This window comes from Streptomyces sp. NPDC001351 (genome assembly GCF_042896045.1).
GTDB lineage: Bacteria > Actinomycetota > Actinomycetes > Streptomycetales > Streptomycetaceae > Streptomyces.
This window is the reverse complement of sequence record NZ_JBIAWS010000002.1, coordinates 258,860-276,771: the sequence shown is the minus strand read 5'-3', so window position 1 is coordinate 276,771 and position 17,912 is coordinate 258,860. Positions and strand designations below refer to the sequence as shown.

Sequence of the window (17,912 nt, the reverse complement as noted above, 5' to 3'; positions counted from 1 at the left end):
GATGGGGGTCCCCCCGCTCGAGCGAAGCCGAGAGTGAGGGAGCGCCCAGCCACGATGACACCGCACCCGATCGACGGCACATCGCGGCACCGAAGTCGGGCTTGCGGAGGAACCGTCGGCCACCTGCCGACGGTCGGTCAGTCCCGCACGTCCCGCCAGGCTCCCGGAATCGCCTCCGCCACGTCGTGCGCCCCGGCCGGCGCCCCGTCGGCGGCGAACCGCCCGGCCAGCCCGTGCAGATAGGCCGCCGCGCTCCCCGCGTCCAGCGCGGAGAGCCCGGACGCCAGCAGCGACCCGGCGAGCCCCGACAGCACATCCCCGCTGCCCGCGGTGGCGAGCCACGGCGTCCCGGTCGCATTGACCCGTACGACCCCACCCCTCGAATCGGCGACGAGCGTGGTGGACCCCTTGAGCAGCACGGTCGCCCCGTACCGCGAGGCGAGTTCGCGCGCCGAGGCCAGCCGCGCCCCCTCGACCTCCTCCCGCGCCACACCGAGCAGCGCGGCGGCCTCCCCGGCGTGCGGGGTCATGAGCGTCGGGGCGCTACGGGCCCGTACGGCATCCCGTTCGGCAAGCCGCAGCCCGTCCGCGTCGACGAGCACGGGTACGTCCGCCTCCAGCACCTCGGCCACGGTCGAGGCGTCGTCCCCGGCACCCGGCCCGACGACCCAGGCCTGCACCCGCCCGGCCTTCGCGGGCCCCTGATCCGATACGAGGGTCTCCGGGAACCGCGAGACGACGGCGTCCCCGGCGGGCCCGACGTACCGCACGGCCCCTGCGCCGCCCCTGAGCGCCCCGGACACCGCGAGGACGGCGGCCCCGGGATAGCGCGCGGACCCGGCGGCGATCCCCACCACCCCACGCCGGTACTTGTCGCTCTCGGCACCGGGCACGGGCAGCAGCGCGGCGACGTCGGCGTGCTGCAGGGCCTCCAACTCGGGCTCTTCGGGGAGTACGTCCCCCAGTCCGATGTCGACGAGCCGCACCGACCCGGCGTACTCCCGCGCGGGGTCGATCAGCAGCCCCGGCTTGTGCGTGCCGAACGTGACGGTGAGATCGGCCCGGACGGCGGCACCGCGCACCTCTCCCGTATCGGCGTCGACACCGCTCGGCAGATCGACGGCGACGACGGCGGCACCGGATTCCTCGACGCACGCGGCCAATTGCGCGGCCTCGGGCCGAAGTCCACCCGTCCCGCCGATCCCGACGATCCCGTCGACGACGAGATCGGCCCGAAGAATCGCCTCTTCGACGGCACCGACCCCGGCGGAGGCAGCGGCCCCGGCGCCCGCCCCGCTGCCCACGACCCGCCCTCCGGCGCGCAGCAGGGCGGCAAGCCCTCCGGCATGGGCCCGCTCGGGTGCGAGCAGCACGGCCGCGACCGCCGCCCCACGCCGGGCCAGCCGCGCCCCGGCATACAGCGCGTCACCCCCGTTGTCGCCGCTCCCGACGAGCAGCACGACCCGGCTGGCGTAGACGCGCCCGATCAGATCGGCGCAAGCGGCGGCGAGCCCGGCGGCCGCCCGCTGCATCAACGCCCCCTCGGGAAGCCGCGCCATGAGCTCCCGCTCTGCTGCCCTTACCGTCTCCACGCTGTACGCAGTACGCATGGGGTCGAGTCTGCCCTCAGCCTTCGGCGATCACCACCGCCGAGGCCACCCCGGCGTCATGGCTCAGCGACACATGCCAGGACCGCACACCCAGGTCCGCCGCCCGCGCCGCCACGGTCCCCGTCACCCGCACCCGCGGCTGCCCGCTGTCCTCGACGAACACCTCGGCATCCGTCCACAGCAGCCCGGCCGGCGCACCGAGAGCCTTGGCCAGGGCTTCCTTGGCGGCGAACCGGGCGGCGAGCGACGCCACCCCCCGACGCTCCCCGCTGGGCAGCAGCAACTCGCTCTCCAGAAACAGCCGTTCGGCCATCCCGGGCGTCCGCTTGAGCGACGCCTCGAACCGCTCGATCTCGGCCACGTCGATACCGACCCCGATGATGCTCATTCGGGCACTCTATTCCGGGGTGGCCGCCGCGCCCTCGCTGAGCAGGCCCTCGGCTCGCTCGACCGTTCCGGCTCGGCCGAGCCAGTCGTCGAGGCGAGCGAGGTCCGTACCAGGGCGTGTGTCGAAAGTGCATCTCAGGCTGTGAATGATCACGGTTCATGGGGCGGGGAGATCTCACGGACGAGCAGTGGGCAGCGCTGGAAACGTTGTTTCCGACCCCACCCACACAGCCGTCCGCGACTCAAAAGCCCCGGCCAGGGCAACCCTCACCTTCCCGGCCGGAGCCTTCTCCGCCTTCCTCGACGCCCTCAAGACCACCCCCGGCACCCCAATATCTCAGTACCCCGCGTCACGCCTCCCTGCTAGCCTGCGCAGCATCTCGCGCGCCTGGGGGGCCAGTTCGCGCGCGCTGCACATTGATACGCCGGGGGGGGCGCAGTGCTCGTAGTTGATCCGTTCGACGTGCTGCCCGAGCTGGCCGCTCTGCGCACCGCCGCCCGGGACGAGGACTGGTCCGCCACCCAGGGATTCTTCGCGGGGCTCGGCTCCCCCGACGACGTCTCGTTCGCCGCCGGGCTCCTCGCCGGTGTCGAGAGGACCGAGGCGTACCTGGAGCGGGCCGCGAAGGCTCTGCCCGCCGACCCCCTGCCCCGCACGCTCGTCGCCGAGCGGTACATCCGCATCGGCTGGCGCCTTCGCGGCGGCGGCCGGGCCAGGAATGTCTCTCGGGAGCAGTTCAAGGACTTTCATGAGTGGCTGCGCAAAGCGGAACAGCTCCTGATCGAGGTGTGTGCCGAGCAGCCCGCGTTCACGCCCGCCTGGACCGCCCGCCTGCTCACCGCCCGCGGCCTGGAACTGGGGCAGTCCGAGGCCCGGCGGCGCTACGACCGGCTGGCGGAGCATCACCGGCCCTACTTCCGCGCGCAGTCGCAGTTGCTGCAGCAGTTGTGCCCCAAGTGGGGCGGTTCCTGGGAGGCCGCGCACGGCTTCGCGCAGGAGTGTGCGAGCGCCGCGCCGGAGGGCTCGGACGCCGGGATCCTCATCGCCGAGGCCCATATCGAACACTGGCTGGATCTGGACGGTGCTGAGGCCACGGAGTACCTGCGGGACGTGAAGGTCCGTAACGAACTGCGGCAAGCCGCCCAGATCTCCGTACTGCACCCCGACCACCGCCCGCGCCGGCACCACATCGGCGGTCACAGCGCCTTCGCCCTGGCCTTCTCCCTCGGCGGCCATCTCGGAGACGCCGCCCGGCACTTCACCGCGCTGGGAGACACGGCGTCCGAGTCCTTCTGGCAGTACCTGCCCGACTGGAAGAGCCGGTTCGCGACATACCGCACGGCCGCTCTGGCGACGGTCTGATCTGAGGGAAGACGGACACATGACCACGCAGGACACCGCAGGCACCGCGCAGCCGCCCGTCACCGATCTCGGCGCCCTCCACGGCCTCGTCAGCCACACCATCACCCACGGCATTCCCACGCTCTTCGCCCCCCGCCCCGGCCACATCACGGCCGGCCTCCTCTTCCGTGTGGGTCGTGCCGACGAGACCCTGGCCACGGCCGGGCTCACCCACCTCGTCGAACACCTCGCCCTGCACCGCCTCGGCCTGTCCGACCTGCACTACAACGGCGCCACGGCGAACGTGTACACCCTCTTCCACGTCACCGGCGACGAGGACGAGGTCGTCACCTACCTCAACAGCGTCTGCGCGGCCCTGTGCGACCTGCCGCTGGACCGTCTGGAGACGGAGAAGGAGATCCTGCGGACCGAGGCGCACAGCCGGGGCAGCGGCCCCATGTCCCAGCTGCCGCTGTGGCGTTACGGCGCCCAGAGCTACGGGCTGGCCGGCTACGACGAACTGGGCACCTGGAGCCTGACGGCCGACCAGGTACGGCACTGGGCCGAGACCCGTTTCACCCGGGACAACGCGGTGCTCTGGCTCACCGGCGACCGCGTACCGGACGGCCTGGACCTCACCCTGCCCGCCGGCAGCAGCCTCCCCGCACCGGCCGCGACCAGCGCGCTGCCCGTCACGCCCGCCTACATCTGCGGCGACGACGGCCACGTCGTCTTCGACTCGGTGCTGCGCCGCTCCACCGCCGCCGGCGTCTTCGCCGACATCCTGGGCCGCGCCCTCTTCCAGGACCTGCGCCAGAAAGGCGGCTACTCGTACTCCGCGGAGGCCGACTACACCCCGCGCGACGCCGAGTTCGCCACCCTCACCGCGTACGCCGACGCGCTGCCGCAGAAGCAGGACGCGGTGGTCGGCGGCTTCGTCGACGCGTTCGCCCGGCTGCGCGCGGGCCGTATCGAGCAGGCCGAACTGGACTCCGCGCGCGCCAAGTTGCTCAAGGTCTACGACACTCCCGACCTCGGCGCGGCCGTGCTGCCGTCGTACGCGCTCAGCCTGCTGCTCGGGCATCCGATCATGGCCCCCGAGCAGCACCGGGCCGAACTGCGGGCGGTCACGGTCGAGGATCTGCGCGAGGTCGCCCGTGAGGCGTGGGACGGCGGGCTGCTGCAGGTGCCAACCCTGGGTGCCGACTGGGCGGGCCTCACCGCCGCCCCGCAGTACTCGCCTACCGGAGTCTCCGGCACCCTGCACCCGTCACTGGAGGACGACGACGTCACGCTGGTCATCGCCGACACCGGCGTAACCCTGTCGCTGCCGGGCGGCCTGGTCACCGTGCGGTACGACGCCTGCGCCGCGATGACCACCCGCCCCGACGGGGCCCGGCACCTGACCGGCCTCGACGGCTTCCGCGTGGCGGTGGAGCCGACGCTGTTCGAGGACGTCACGGCAGAGCGGATCGCGGTGCTGGACGCGGGCGTCCCCCCAGCCGCGGTCGTCGCCCTACCGGCCCGAACTGCGGATCAGATACCGCAGCCGCGCAAGCGGGAGACCGCCCCGCCAAGGGAACAGCTGAGCGAGGCGGCGGTGGGCACCGGGGAGAAAACGCCCTGGAGTTGGTCGCTCGGGTTCACGATCCTGCTCGGGGTGTACGTGGTGTTCGGGGCGGGCATCCTGCTCACCGCCCTCCACGAGGCCGGTTCCTCCGAACCTCAGTGGAGTCACCTCCTGCGCGTTATCGTGCCGTTCGCCCTGATCATCCGCTTCGCCCACCGGGCCTACCGCAACTCCAGGGGCACCCTCGACTGAACCCCTGCTCCCTACTCCACCGTCACCGACTTCGCGAGGTTCCGCGGCTGATCCACCTCGTTGCCACGAGCCGTAGCCAGCTCGCACGCGAACACCTGCAACGGCACCGTGGCCACCAGCGGCTGCAGCAACGTGGGTGTCGCGGGGATCCGTACGAGATGGTCGGCGTACGGCACGACCGCCTCGTCCCCCTCCTCCGCGATCACGATCGTCCGCGCCCCCCGCGCCCGGATCTCCTGGATGTTGGACACGATCTTGTCGTGGAGGACGGACCGCCCCCGAGGCGACGGCACGACCACGACCACCGGCAGATCGGGCTCGATCAAAGCGATCGGACCGTGCTTCAACTCCCCCGCCGCAAACCCCTCCGCATGCATGTAGGCGAGCTCCTTCAGCTTCAGAGCCCCCTCCAGTGCGACCGGATACCCCACATGCCGCCCCAGGAACAGCACCGTGTTCTTGTCGGCGAGCGACCGCGCGAGCTCCCGTACCGGCTCCATTGTCTCCAGCACCCGCTCGACCTCGCCGGAGATGTGCGACAGGTCCCGGATGACGGCCCCGATCTCGTCGCCCCACTTGGTGCCGCGCACCTGCCCCAGATACAGAGCAACCAGATAACAGGCCACAAGCTGCGTCAGAAACGCCTTGGTGGACGCGACGGCCACCTCCGGCCCCGCATGCGTGTACAGCACCGCATCCGATTCCCTCGGAATGGTCGACCCGTTGGTGTTGCAGATGGCCAGCACCTTGGAGCCCTGCTCCCGCGCATGCCGCAACGCCATCAGCGTGTCCATGGTCTCGCCGGACTGCGAGATGGCGATGACGAGAGACCGCGCCCCGAGGATCGGATCCCGGTACCGGAACTCACTCGCGAGCTCCACCTCACACGGAATCCGCGTCCAGTGCTCGATGGCGTACTTGGCGATGAGCCCGGCATGAAATGCCGTACCGCACGCCACGATCACCACCTTGTCGACTTCCCGCAGCTCGGCGGCGCTGATCCGGAGCTCGTCCAGCGTCAGCGAACCTCCCGCGTCGATGCGCCCCAGCAACGTGTCGGCGACCGCCTTCGGCTGCTCGGCGATCTCCTTGAGCATGAAGTAGTCGTAGCCGCTCTTCTCCGCGGCGGAGGCGTCCCAGTCGACGTGGTACGAGCGCACGTCGGCCGGGCTGCCGTCGAACCCCGTCACCGTCACCCCGTCGCGCCGCAGCTCGACGACCTGGTCCTGGCCCAGTTCGACCGCGGACCGCGTGTGGTCGATGAACGCGGCGACATCGGAGGCCAGGAACGCCTCACCCTCCCCCACGCCCACCACGAGCGGTGAGTTCCGCCGCGCCCCGACCACCACGTCCGGCTCGTCCGCATGCACCGCGACCAGGGTGAACGCCCCCTCCAGCCGCCGGCACACCAGCCGCATCGCCTCGGCGAGATCCGCGCACGCCGAGAACTCCTCGGCGAGCAGATGGGCGACCACCTCGGTGTCCGTCTCGGAGGCGAGGTCGTGCCCCCGCTCCTCCAGTTCGGCCCGCAGCAGGGCGAAGTTCTCGATGATCCCGTTGTGGACGACGGCGACGCGCCCCGCGTTGTCCAGATGCGGATGTGCATTCGGGTCCGTGGGGCCGCCGTGTGTGGCCCAGCGCGTATGCCCGATCCCCGTCGAGCCCGTCGGCAGCGGCCGGTCCACCAGTTCCTTCTCCAGGTTCACCAGCTTCCCGGCCTTCTTCGCGGCCGCCAGTCCGCCGTCCGCCAGCACGGCTACACCCGCCGAGTCGTACCCCCGGTACTCCAGCCGCTTCAGCCCGGCCATCACCACATCAAGCGCCGACTGCGACCCCACGTATCCCACGATTCCGCACATGGGCGGCAGCCTACGATCCGACGGCCGCCGAAACCGCCCTCCGCTTGCCCGATTTCGGAAATTCCCGCTGGGGTGCGAGGGCCTACGGCAATCCAGCCGAAGCGAAACCTTGTGCGGTTCTGCGTGTACATGCTTATGCTGTCGCCGCGTATGGGCCGAACCTGACCATTCCGCCTTCACGCGCGCCAACCAGCGACCGGGGGAACGCCGTCGCTCACGGGGAGGGGTCGCATCGCCATGCCGTCGTACGCCTTTCCGGCCCGCACCCGCACCCCCGGCTGAACGCAGAAAGGGATGCCTCCTTGCAGCCCAGACCGTGGTTCCGCCTGCCCGGAAAACGAAGATCACAGAAGCTCACCTCCGCTGTCACGTCCGTCGCCGCCCTGGCCGTCGTGGCAGGCCTGGCGGTTCAGCCCGGCTCGATCCGGCCGAACGCCGCACCCGTGAGCGATTCGGACCCGTGGTACGAGGACACGGCCGCCGAGCAACTGCGCCAGGACCAGTGCCTGATGAGCGAGGTCCTGCGGCTGGGCGGCCCGTCGATGGCCACGACCGCGCAGGACGGACTGAACCAGCCGGCGGACAAACTCCACGTCCTCGCCAACCGCGACCACTGGGACCAGACGCCGCTCGCGACCGCCTACAAGAGCGACCGCGACGCCGCCGGCAAGCAGCTGGACGACCTCGCCGCCGCCCGGGACGGATGGCAGAAGCCCCTGTCGGGCCTGAACACCCCGGTCGGCTTCACCGACACGGACTTCCACTGGCCGCCCGGGTCGCCGGGCGACGGCAAGCAGACCTTCTACGACCAGACGGGTCTGACCACCTGGGTCGCCGACCGGTTCTGGAAGAACGACGGCGACTTCTACGAGGACTCGACCCCCAAGGCCGACGCCCAGACCGTCAAGGCCGTCGACGATCTCGGCAACCCGCTGTACGCACAGGACCCGGACCCGCATCGGCCCGACTGGAACCGGGCGCTCGACGAGCACAACGCCTTCGCGTGGATGCACAACTTCAGCAACGCCAACATGGGCGCCGACGACGCCCGTATCTTCCTGTCCTCGGGTGGCTTCCCGCGCACCGCCCCGCAGCCGGGCACGCCGGAGTACCGCATTGCGGTCGAGGACCTGAAGACCCGCTTCGCCTCGTGCGCGTGGCGTGACCCGCTCGACCCGGACCGGGTTCTCGACGACGTCACGGCGACCGCGGCCGGCGAGTGGCAGCAGGAGATCTCCTCGCAGGCCACGCAGCGCAACCAGATCGTCGGCGCGAACAAGGACGCCACCGACGCCCTGGCCAAGGGCGCGAAGGCCCTCTCCGACATGCTGGGGCAGTCCTGGGTCGCCGACCACATCACCCGCTGGCAGGACTACTGGTCCCCCGGCGGCATCGGTTACATCGGTGACGCCCCGCTGGTCATCCAGGTGCCGGGCGCTGCCGGCAAGTGCCTCGACGTCCAGGGCTCCGGCAAGACCAACGGCACCCCGGTTCAGGTCTACACCTGCAACGGCAGCAGTGCCCAGAAGTGGCAGCTGGGGTCCTACCACGACGGTAGCTACACCCTGCGCAACATCAACTCGGGCAGGTGCCTTGAGGTCCTGAACGGCAACAACGCCAACGGCACGAAGATCCAGATCCGCGACTGCGGCAACGCCAATGCCCAGCAGTGGCAGTTCGACGTCCGTGCCGCCGGTGAGCTGCGCAACGCGGCCACCGACAAGTGTCTGCACCTGCCGACGTTCGACAACAGCAAAGACGCCGTGCTGTCGACCTGCAACGGCTCCTCCGCGCAGAAGTTCCGCCTCGTCCCCGAGGGGCACACCGGCGATGACAAGCTGGGCTATCCGGACAAGGCTCAGTTCACCAAGGCCAAGGCCGGTCTCACGGCCGCCCAGAGCGCCGCGAAGAGCCAGCTGGCCGTACTCAAGACGCAGCTGACGGCCGGGCAGAAGGCCGCCACCACGTCGGACACCGCGCTGCAGGCGGCGTACGGCATCGCTGATGCGGCTGGTGCTCCGCGGGGTCGTGGTCTGCTGGTCGGTCTGCAGAAGGACCAGGTCACCAAGGGTGCGGCTGCCGCGCTGCAGGCGCTGGAGAAGGCCGGTGAGACCGCGGAGGCCGCGACCCGTGCCGCGGCCGGGGACAGCGAGACGATTGCGCAGCGCGCCCTGGCGCAGGCGGCGCAGTCGAAGGCGGAGTTCCGCAAGAAGGCCGCCGAGGCGGCGGAGCTGCAGGCCAAGGCCGCGGCGGACGCGGCCAAGATGCACCGGGACAACGCCCAGAAGGACAAGGAGACCGCGGAGGCCAAGCTCACCGACGCCCTGACGGCCGAGGGTGATGCGAAGGCGGCCGCCGCCGACGCGCACGCCAAGCGGCTCGACGCCGAGGCCGAGGAGAAGACGGCCAAGGCGGAGAAGGAGACGGCCGCGGCCAAGCAGGCCGAGGCCGCCGAGCACAAGAAGAACGCCGAGACCCAGGCGACCGCCGCGAAGGACGCCAAGGACAAGGCCGACGCCGCCGAGAAGACCGCCGAGGGCAAGCGCGACGACGCGGTCAAGGCCAAGGACCACGCCAAGGCGATGCGCGACGACGCGTGGGACGCCAAGCAGAAGGCCGACGCCGCGCGCGCCAAGGCCGACGCCAAGGACGCCTACGCCGACTCGCTCGACTCCGGGGACGCCGCGAGCGCCGCCCGCACCGCCGCCAACGACGCCGACACGGCCGCCGACGACGCGGAAGCAGCAGCCACCAAGGCCCGTTCCGAGGCCGACGCTGCCACCCAGGCCGCCGCCGACGCGGACGCAGCGGCCACCCGCGCCGAGGCGGCCGCCAAGCGGGCCCGCTCCGATGCGGATGCCGCGCAGGCGGACAAGCTGAAGGCCGACGCGGCGGTGAAGACCGCCACCAGCGCCGCAGCCGACGCCATCAAGGCATCCCAGGACGCCGCCACCGAGGCCAAGACCGCGGTCAAGCTCGCCGACGAGGCCGAACAGCACGCCAAGGACGCCAAAACCCAGGCCGACGCGGCGAACACCGAGGCCGGCAAGGCACTCGAAGCCTCCGCGAAGGCCGCCGGGTATGCGCATGTCACCGCGCAGGCCGCCGTGGACGCGGGCGAAGCGGCCCAGCAGGTCGCCGACCCGGCCAACGACGCCATCCAACTCGGTTCGGCCTACGTCGACACCGACTCGGCCGCCGGTCTGGTCGTCCTGACCGGACAGGCGTCGAAGACGATCGCGGAGCAGCAGCAGGCCGTCGCCGACGCGCACGCCAAGAACGCCGCCGCCGAGGCCCAGGCCGCCAAGAACCTCGCCGACCAGGCCAAGGGCGACGCCAAGGAGGCCTACCAGCACGCGGCCAACGCGGCCCAGTACGCGGCGGATGCCCGCACCTACTCCAAGGAGGCCCTCGGCTACGCGGCCGACGCCGCGAAGGCGGCGGCAGCAGCCTCAGCCTCCCTGGCCCGCACCATCGACTACGACAAACAGGCCGCCGCCGACGCGGCAGCAGCGGACACCGCGGCCGGCAACGCCGAGGGCTACGCCAAGGACGCCCGCGACTCAGCCGACGCCGCCGCCCTCGACGCCGAAGCCGCCCGCTCCGCCGCCACCCAGGCCGAACAGGACGCCAAGGACGCCCGCGCCGCCGCCGACCGCGCCGACGCAGCCGCCACCGAAGCCGAACAGGCCGCCAAGGACGCCGACAAGTACGCCAAGGAAGCCCAGGACGCGGCCGACCGGGCCGAGAGCGCGAAGAACGCTCAGCGGATCTCGGACGGCGCCGGCAGCGGCATCGGCAGCGTGTTCTGGGACGAGAAGATCGAACCCATCGGGAAACCGGAGGTCCTCGACAAGAAGAACTGCAACCCGATCGTTCACTTCGGGGACTGCGTCATCACGGCGAAGATCCACTTCAATGTGAGGCTGGACTTCTACCTGTGCACCCTGGCGGAGCTGCCGGTCACCGGATGCCCGTCGTCGGAGACGGTGTACCTGAGGTCCCAGCTCGTCAAGGACCAGTGGGACACGGTCACCCACACCATCTCGATGGTCGACTTCAATTCGAACATCGACCCCGTCGACGTCCTCCTGGGCGACTTCATCGGCTGCGGCGAGAAGCTGACCGGCAACGGAGGCAGTTGGGGCGACTGCGCCTGGGCCGCCGTCGACGTTGCCTCCTTCTTCGACGGCAAGATCATCAAGGTGGCCGCCGACGCGGTCAAGGCGCTCGACGCCGCCCTGAAGACCCGGATCGGAGTCCTCAACGCATGGCGCGGGCTGAGGGCCGCCGGGCTGGAGGCGGACGCGGTCGCCGGGGTCAGCGAGTCCACACTCAGGAAGCTGGGATCCGGCTGCCTGAAGGACAGCTTCCCCGCAGGCACACCGGTCCTGCTGGCCGACGGAACGACCAAGCCGATCGATCAGATCGCCGATGGTGACGAACTGCTCGCCACCGACCCCGACGTGGGCATCACCCGGCCGGCACGGGTCACCGCGACCTTCTCCCACCCCACGGACCGGCTGCTGGAGATCACCCTCGCCGACGGCGGACGGATCCTCACCACGCCGGGACACCGGGTGTATGTGGTGGGACGCGGTTGGGCCCAGGCCTCCGACCTACACCCCAAGGACCAGCTCCGGACGGCGACCGGTGCCGCGGACGCCGTGGTCGGTGTCCGTGCGGTGACCGCGCCGCAGCGGGTCTGGGACCTGACCGTCGCCGACCTCCACACCTTCTATGTGAAGGCTGGCGCCACACCGGTCCTGGTCCACAACTGCGGGGACCGCTGGACCAGCCACGGTAGCCTTCGGGACCACTTCATCGACCACGGCGCGGAAGTGGGCGCGCAGTCGGAACGGGAGTACGAAGCAGGGGCGGCTGTCCTCGCCTGCGACTGCGACCCGGCCGATCCGACCATTCTGCGCAGGTTCGATTCCATCACCCAGACGGCGACCTATTTCGACACCCACACCGGGGAGATCGCAGTGAAGAGCAAGAAGGGCCTCGTCACCTACTTCAAGCCGGACCGGGGGGTGGACTACTTCAACGACCCGCTCCGCGTGCAGGGCGCGATCGTCCCGCCGGGTACGGCGATTCCGTGGTAGCGAGCACCGTGTATCCCTGTCCGTGCTGCGGGTACCTCGTCCTCGATGACGGGCCCGGAGCGTACGAGATCTGCCGCATCTGCCGCTGGGAGGACGATCCGGGGCAGCTCCGCTCGCCCTGGCTTCCCGACGGGACGAACCGGCCTTCACTCATGGAGGCCCAGCGCTCGTTCGCGGAGACCGGTGTGAGTGATCCGCGCCGGCGTCAGTGGGCAACCGCCCCGCTGGCGTCCGACGAGCGGGACGCGGGCTGGAGGCCGTTCGACGTGGAACTGGACCGCGGTCCCGACCCGCGGACGGAGTCCGGATACTGGCCACCGGACAGAACCACTCTGTACTGGTGGCGGCCGGGATACTGGCGGGCGTCCGACGACCGGCACCCGGCCTGATCACAGCGAGGGCGGCTCCCCCGCAGGGGGCCGCCCTCGCCGTGTCCCCGTCACGTGACGCACCCCACCCCGCACCCCCGTTCAAACTCCGTTAACAATGGACTGTGATCTCACCGGTCTCCTCGACACCCCGGAGCGCCCACCGGCCCAGGCCGGAGGCGACTCCCTACGTCGACCTCACCCGTTCCGAGTGGAGCGCGCTGCGCGACAAGACTCCGCTGCCACTCACCGCCGAAGAGGTCGAGAAGCTGCGCGGCCTCGGCGATGTCATCGACCTCGACGAGGTGCGGGACATCTACCTGCCGCTGTCCCGGCTCCTCAACCTCTACGTCGGGGCCACCGACGGCCTCAGAGGCGCCCTGAACACCTTCCTCGGCGAACAGGGGTCCCAGTCCGGCACCCCGTTCGTGATTGGGATCGCCGGATCCGTGGCGTGCGGCAAGTCGACCGTCGCCCGTCTCCTGCAGGCCCTCCTCTCCCGCTGGCCCGAGCACCCGCGCGTGGAGCGGGTGACCACCGACGGCTTCCTGCTGCCGACCAAGGAGCTGCAGGCCCGCGGCCTGATGTCGCGGAAAGGATTCCCCGAGTCCTACGACCGCAGGGCCCTGACCCGTTTCGTCGCCGACATCAAGGCGGGCAAGGACGAGGTCACCGCCCCCGTCTACTCCCACCTGATCTACGACATCGTCCCGGGCGAGAAGCTCGTCGTCCGCCGCCCCGACATCCTGATCGTCGAGGGCCTCAACGTCCTCCAGCCCGCCCTGCCCGGCAAGGACGGCCGCACCCGGGTCGGTCTCGCCGACTACTTCGACTTCAGCGTGTACGTCGACGCGAACGCCGAGGACGTCGAACGCTGGTATCTCAACCGGTTCAAGAAGCTGCGTCAGACGGCCTTCCAGGACCCGCACTCGTACTTCCGCAAGTACACGCAGGTGTCCGAGGAGGAGGCCCTCGAGTACGCCCGCACCCAGTGGCGCACCATCAACAAGCCCAACCTGGTGGAGAACATCGCCCCGACCCGCGGCCGCGCCACCCTGGTCGTCCGCAAGGGCCCGGACCACAAGGTCCAGCGCCTGCGGCTGCGCAAGCTGTAGAGCCGCCTGGCAAACCCGCCTGTTGAGCCGCCTGGCAAACCCGCCTGTTAAAAAGGACCATGCTGCACCTGCGTCTGATCACACCGTCCGACAGGACCGACGATGTGGTCCGCCTGATCGAGAGGACCGTCGGCACCACGCATCTCGTCGTGATGCCGGGCGCCGCCCGCAACCCCGTGGGCGATGTCGTGCTGTGCGACGTCGCACGCGAGGCGGGCGACGAACTCATCGGTGAGCTCAGGGCGTTGGAGCTCGACCGCACCGGATCCATCGCCGTGGAGAACATCGACCTGTCGCTGTCCAAGCGTGCCGACAAGGCCGAGGCGGAGGCACCGGGCGAAGGCGCGGACGCCGTGCTGTGGGAGCACCTCACCGGCGCGACGCACGAGGAGTCCACGCTCTCCGTCACCTACGTCGCCTTCATCACGCTCGCCACGATGATCGCGGCCTGCGGCGTCGTCCTCGACAACGCGATCCTGATCGTGGGCGCCATGGCGGTGGGCCCGGAGTTCGGCCCGCTGGCGGGCATCTGTACGGCCATCGTGCAGCGCAGCTCACGCCTCGCCCTGCGCTCGCTGACCGCCCTGCTGGTCGGCTTCGCCGTCGCCATGCTGGTGACGGTCGGCTTCACCCACTTCATGGACGGCGTCGACCTGTTCACCAAGGTCCGGCTGGAAGCCGAACGCCCCAACACCAACTTCATCTACCGCCCCGACGCGTTCTCGTTCGTCGTCGCGGTGCTGGCCGGAGCAGCAGGCACCCTCTCCCTCACCTCGGCGAAGTCGGGTGCCCTGGTGGGCGTGGCCATCTCGGTGACGACGGTTCCCGCCGCCGCCAACGCGGCAGTGGCCTTCGCCTACGACGAGTACAGACAGGCCTGGGGCTCCACCGAGCAGCTCCTGCTGAACCTCCTCGGCATCGTCCTCGCCGGCACCCTCACACTCCTGGCCCAGAAATGGCTCTGGGCCAGGCAGCGTGAACGCACGGCCAAGGCGGGCGGCGTCTAGGAGCGCGATTCGCAGTCCGACGCGACGCTGTCGCCGGGGTCGGCGAACACCACGTCGGAGCCGCCGTCACAGCTCACCGTGTCGACGGCGGGCGAGTCGCCGCTCACTCCGATCGTGTCGTTGCCGCTGCCGGTCGCCACGGTGTCGGAGCCCGTGCCGGCGTCGACGAGGGTGCGCAGCGAAACGTTTCTGCCGTCGAAGCTGTCGTTCAGGTCACCCAGCCCGATGGAGAGCTGGGAGGTGCCGGCGACGCTGCCGCAGTCGACGCTGGTGGCGGACAACCGAGTACAACCGGGCCCCAGCGCGATGCCCGTGGAGTCCGTGAGGATCACACGACCCGTGGAGGTACTGGCGGTGACCTGGTTGGCCGCGCCTGAACGTGCGCTGAGGATCACCATGCCGAAGAGACGGAACGCGGTGGAGCCGGGGGTCTGGGCCGCGGCCGGGGTGGCGAGCGCCGGGACGGCGAGACTCGCGACCAGGGCCGGAACGGCCGCTCGCTTCAGGGTGCTGCTGACTGTCTTCATGGTGCCTTTCTCACTTCCGTCGGGGACGCCACGCGCAGGCGGCCTCGACGTCAGTGAAACAATCAGTAACCCGTTCGGCACATCATGTTACGACCTTCGGGTGACGCGGTCGGCTCTAACCCAGCGCCGACTTCACCACGTCGGCAAGCCGCCCGGCCACGGCCCGAGCCTGGTCGATGTCCGCGGCCTCGACCATCACCCGCACCAACGGCTCCGTCCCCGACGGCCGCAGCAACACCCGCCCGGTGGACCCGAGTTCCCGCTCGGCCTCGGCAACCGCTGCCGCCAGCTCCGCGGAGGTCCTCACCCGCGCCCGGTCCACGTCCGGCACATTGATCAGCACCTGCGGCAGCCGCTCCATGACCCCCGCGAGGTCCTTGAGCGTACGACCGGTCTCGGCGACCCGGGCCGCCAGCAGCAGCCCGGTCAGCGTGCCGTCACCGGTGGTCGCGTGATCGAGGATGATCACGTGCCCGGACTGCTCGCCGCCGAGCGCGTACCCGTGCTCCTTCATCTCCTCCAGCACATACCGGTCCCCGACCGCCGTCTGGACGAGATGCAGCCCCTCCCGCTCCAGCGCCAGCTTGAAGCCCAGGTTGGACATGACCGTCGCGACAACGGTGTCCTCCCGGAGCACGCCCCGCTCCCGCATCGCGAGCGCCAGCACGGCCAGGATCTGGTCGCCGTCGACCTCCGCACCGGTGTGGTCCACGGCGAGGCACCGGTCCGCGTCCCCGTCGTGCGCGATGCCGAGCGCGGCCCCGTGCTCGACGACGGCGGCCTTCAGCGGGCCCAGATGGGTCGAACCGCAGCCGTCGTTGATGTTGAGTCCGTCCGGCTCGGCGCCGATCGTGATCACCTCGGCGCCGGCCCGCGAGAACGCCTCCGGCGACACCCCCGCCGCCGCACCGTGCGCCTCGTCCAGGACGATCTTCAGCCCGTCGAGCCGGTTCGGGAGCACGCCGATCAGATGCGCGACGTACTGGTCGAACCCCTCGTCGTACGACCGCACCCGCCCGACGCCCGCGCCGGTCGGCCGCTCCCAGGGCTCGCCGTGCCGGTGGGACTCGTACACGGCCTCGATCTTGTCCTCGAGCTCGTCGGCGAGCTTGTGGCCGCCGCGGGCGAAGAACTTGATGCCGTTGTCGGGCATGGCGTTGTGGCTGGCGGAGAGCATGACACCCAGGTCGGCGCCGAGCGCACCCGTGAGATACGCCACAGCAGGAGTGGGCAGCACGCCGACACGCAGGACGTCCACACCGGCGCTGGCGAGGCCGGCGACCACGGCGGCCTCCAGGAACTCTCCGGACGCGCGCGGGTCCCGTCCGACGACCGCCGTCGCTCGGTGGCCCTCGAAGGTGCCCGCCTCGGCCAGTACGTGCGCCGCGGCCACGGAGAGGCCGAGCGCCATCTCCGCCGTCAGATCCGCGTTGGCGACGCCGCGCACGCCGTCCGTGCCGAAGAGTCGTCCCACTTGTCCTCCTGAGGAAGCGTCAGTTGTCGCAGGCGTACCGGCAGCCCATCAGACAAGCCTTCGAGGGTCTTGTGCCGTTATACGCCCCCGACGGTGATAAACGAACGCCCCGACAGCACTGAGGCGTGCCGCCGGGGCGTACGTACGAGCAGGCAGCGAAGCTTAGCGCTTGCTGTACTGCGGGGCCTTGCGGGCCTTCTTCAGACCGGCCTTCTTGCGCTCGACCGCACGGTCGTCGCGGCGGAGGAAGCCGGCCTTCTTGAGCGGGCCGCGGTTGTTGTCGACGTCGGCCTCGTTCAGCGCGCGGGCGACACCGAGACGGAGCGCACCGGCCTGACCGGAGACACCGCCACCCGCGATGCGGGCGATGACGTCGTAACGGCCCTCGAGCTCGAGCACCTTGAAGGGCTCGTTGACTTCCTGCTGGTGCACCTTGTTCGGGAAGTAGTCCTCGAGGGTGCGACCGTTGATCTTCCACTTGCCGGTGCCCGGGACGATCCGGACGCGGGCGATGGCGTTCTTGCGACGGCCCAGGCCGGCGGCCGGCTGGGGCTCGCCGAAGCGGGACGCGAGGGACTCCGAGGTGTACTCGCCCTCGACGGGGACCTCGGACTCGGTGGTGTAGCTGTCGATGTCGACGAGCTCAGTCTCTTCGACCGGCTGCTCAACGGTGGTCTCGGCCACGATTCTCCTCAGATTCTCTTCAGTCTTAGGGGGTGGCCGGACTTACTGCGCGACCTGGGTGATCTCGAACGGCACCGGCTGCTGGGCAGCGTGCGGGTGCTGGTCGCCCGAGTAGACCTTCAGCTTGGAGAGCATCTGACGGCCCAGGGTGTTCTTGGGGAGCATGCCCTTGACGGCCTTCTCGACGGCCTTCTCGGGGTTGTTCGCGAGGAGGTCGTCGTAGCGGACCGAGCGCAGACCACCCGGGTAGCCCGAGTGGCGGTACGCCATCTTCTGGGTCCGCTTGTTGCCGGAGAGGTGCACCTTGTCGGCGTTGATGATGATGACGAAGTCACCGGTGTCGACGTGGGGGGCGTAGATCGGCTTGTGCTTGCCCCGCAGGAGGGAAGCGGCGGTGGTGGCGAGACGGCCCAGGACGACGTCCTGAGCGTCAATGACGTGCCACTGGCGAGTCACATCGCCGGGCTTAGGGCTGTACGTACGCACTTCTCAGCCTTCTTCTTCAGGGATGGGTGCTGACACAAGGCATCCTTGAAGCGATCGTGCAGCTGGGGACGACAGAAGCCGGGACCACTGCCCGTATGCCGCCCACTGGTAACTGCTCCAGGG

Annotated in this window: 13 protein-coding genes and 1 pseudogene; 7 read left to right on the top strand and 7 right to left on the bottom strand. The window is 70.3% G+C overall.

Annotated features, from left to right (window positions below):
- Positions 1 to 137: 137 nt before the first annotated feature.
- Both ACFY1U_RS06905 and ACFY1U_RS06900 read right to left on the bottom strand, forming a co-directional pair.
- Complete coding sequence (locus ACFY1U_RS06905) at positions 138 to 1,610, bottom strand: NAD(P)H-hydrate dehydratase (protein ID WP_390693055.1); 1,473 nt, start codon at positions 1,608 to 1,610, stop codon at positions 138 to 140.
- A gap of 16 nt (positions 1,611 to 1,626) precedes the next feature.
- Positions 1,627 to 1,998 (bottom strand): holo-ACP synthase, encoded by a 372-nt coding sequence (locus ACFY1U_RS06900; protein WP_390693054.1) that lies wholly within the window; start codon positions 1,996 to 1,998, stop codon positions 1,627 to 1,629.
- A gap of 145 nt (positions 1,999 to 2,143) precedes the next feature.
- On the opposite strand from ACFY1U_RS06900, the pseudogene ACFY1U_RS06895 reads away from it, so the two are divergent.
- The 3 genes and pseudogenes from ACFY1U_RS06895 to ACFY1U_RS06885 all read left to right on the top strand — a co-directional run.
- Positions 2,144 to 2,323, top strand: a pseudogene (locus ACFY1U_RS06895) (DUF397 domain-containing protein); the annotation flags it as partial.
- Positions 2,324 to 2,436: 113 nt separating this feature from the next.
- Positions 2,437 to 3,360 carry a hypothetical protein gene (locus ACFY1U_RS06890; RefSeq protein ID WP_390693053.1) on the top strand — a complete coding sequence of 308 codons (924 nt, stop codon included), beginning with the start codon at positions 2,437 to 2,439 and terminating at the stop codon, positions 3,358 to 3,360.
- Positions 3,361 to 3,379: 19 nt separating this feature from the next.
- Complete coding sequence (locus tag ACFY1U_RS06885; RefSeq protein ID WP_390693052.1) at positions 3,380 to 5,161, top strand: M16 family metallopeptidase; 1,782 nt, start codon at positions 3,380 to 3,382, stop codon at positions 5,159 to 5,161.
- An 11-nt stretch (positions 5,162 to 5,172) separates the two neighbouring features.
- Here ACFY1U_RS06885 and glmS read toward each other — a convergent pair whose 3' ends face one another.
- Positions 5,173 to 7,020, bottom strand: a complete 1,848-nt coding sequence (glmS, locus tag ACFY1U_RS06880) for a glutamine--fructose-6-phosphate transaminase (isomerizing) (protein WP_390693051.1) — start codon at positions 7,018 to 7,020, stop codon at positions 5,173 to 5,175.
- 302 nt (positions 7,021 to 7,322) lie between these two features.
- Here glmS and ACFY1U_RS06875 point away from each other — a divergent pair, with 302 nt between their 5' ends.
- The 4 genes from ACFY1U_RS06875 (at position 7,323) to ACFY1U_RS06860 (ending at position 14,618) form a co-directional block, all read left to right on the top strand.
- Complete coding sequence (locus ACFY1U_RS06875) at positions 7,323 to 12,128, top strand: RICIN domain-containing protein (protein ID WP_390693050.1); 4,806 nt, start codon at positions 7,323 to 7,325, stop codon at positions 12,126 to 12,128.
- A complete protein-coding gene (locus ACFY1U_RS06870) occupies positions 12,122 to 12,517 on the top strand; it encodes a CPCC family cysteine-rich protein (protein ID WP_390693049.1) in 396 nt (131 codons plus the stop codon). Before ACFY1U_RS06875 ends, ACFY1U_RS06870 begins: the two co-directional genes overlap by 7 nt.
- 104 nt (positions 12,518 to 12,621) lie before the next feature.
- Positions 12,622 to 13,611, top strand: a complete 990-nt coding sequence (gene coaA, locus ACFY1U_RS06865) for a type I pantothenate kinase (protein WP_390693048.1) — start codon at positions 12,622 to 12,624, stop codon at positions 13,609 to 13,611.
- A gap of 59 nt (positions 13,612 to 13,670) precedes the next feature.
- Positions 13,671 to 14,618 (top strand): DUF389 domain-containing protein, encoded by a 948-nt coding sequence (locus ACFY1U_RS06860; RefSeq protein WP_390693047.1) that lies wholly within the window; start codon positions 13,671 to 13,673, stop codon positions 14,616 to 14,618.
- Here ACFY1U_RS06860 and ACFY1U_RS06855 read toward each other — a convergent pair.
- The 4 genes from ACFY1U_RS06855 to rplM form a co-directional block, all read right to left on the bottom strand.
- Positions 14,615 to 15,145 carry a hypothetical protein gene (locus tag ACFY1U_RS06855; protein ID WP_390693046.1) on the bottom strand — a complete coding sequence of 177 codons (531 nt, stop codon included), beginning with the start codon at positions 15,143 to 15,145 and terminating at the stop codon, positions 14,615 to 14,617. The two genes, ACFY1U_RS06860 and ACFY1U_RS06855, sit on opposite strands and share 4 nt — an antisense overlap.
- A 115-nt stretch (positions 15,146 to 15,260) precedes the next feature.
- Positions 15,261 to 16,619 carry a phosphoglucosamine mutase gene (gene glmM, locus ACFY1U_RS06850; protein WP_390693045.1) on the bottom strand — a complete coding sequence of 453 codons (1,359 nt, stop codon included), beginning with the start codon at positions 16,617 to 16,619 and terminating at the stop codon, positions 15,261 to 15,263.
- 162 nt (positions 16,620 to 16,781) lie between these two features.
- Complete coding sequence (rpsI, locus tag ACFY1U_RS06845; RefSeq protein WP_115906438.1) at positions 16,782 to 17,303, bottom strand: 30S ribosomal protein S9; 522 nt, start codon at positions 17,301 to 17,303, stop codon at positions 16,782 to 16,784.
- 42 nt (positions 17,304 to 17,345) lie between these two features.
- On the bottom strand, positions 17,346 to 17,789 hold the full coding sequence (gene rplM, locus ACFY1U_RS06840) for a 50S ribosomal protein L13 (RefSeq protein WP_030930458.1): 444 nt from the start codon (positions 17,787 to 17,789) through the stop codon (positions 17,346 to 17,348).
- Positions 17,790 to 17,912 lie beyond the last annotated feature (123 nt).

Bases quoted from the DNA above. Each gene is read 5' to 3' on its own strand.
- ACFY1U_RS06905 (WP_390693055.1), bottom strand. From the start codon at position 1,610: ATGCGTACTGCGTACAGCGTGGAGACGGTAAGGGCAGCAGAGCGGGAG.
- ACFY1U_RS06900 (WP_390693054.1), bottom strand. From the start codon at position 1,998: ATGAGCATCATCGGGGTCGGTATCGACGTGGCCGAGATCGAGCGGTTC.
- ACFY1U_RS06885 (WP_390693052.1), top strand. From the start codon at position 3,380: ATGACCACGCAGGACACCGCAGGCACCGCGCAGCCGCCCGTCACCGAT.
- glmS (WP_390693051.1), bottom strand. From the start codon at position 7,020: ATGTGCGGAATCGTGGGATACGTGGGGTCGCAGTCGGCGCTTGATGTG.
- ACFY1U_RS06860 (WP_390693047.1), top strand. From the start codon at position 13,671: ATGCTGCACCTGCGTCTGATCACACCGTCCGACAGGACCGACGATGTG.
- ACFY1U_RS06855 (WP_390693046.1), bottom strand. From the start codon at position 15,145: ATGAAGACAGTCAGCAGCACCCTGAAGCGAGCGGCCGTTCCGGCCCTG.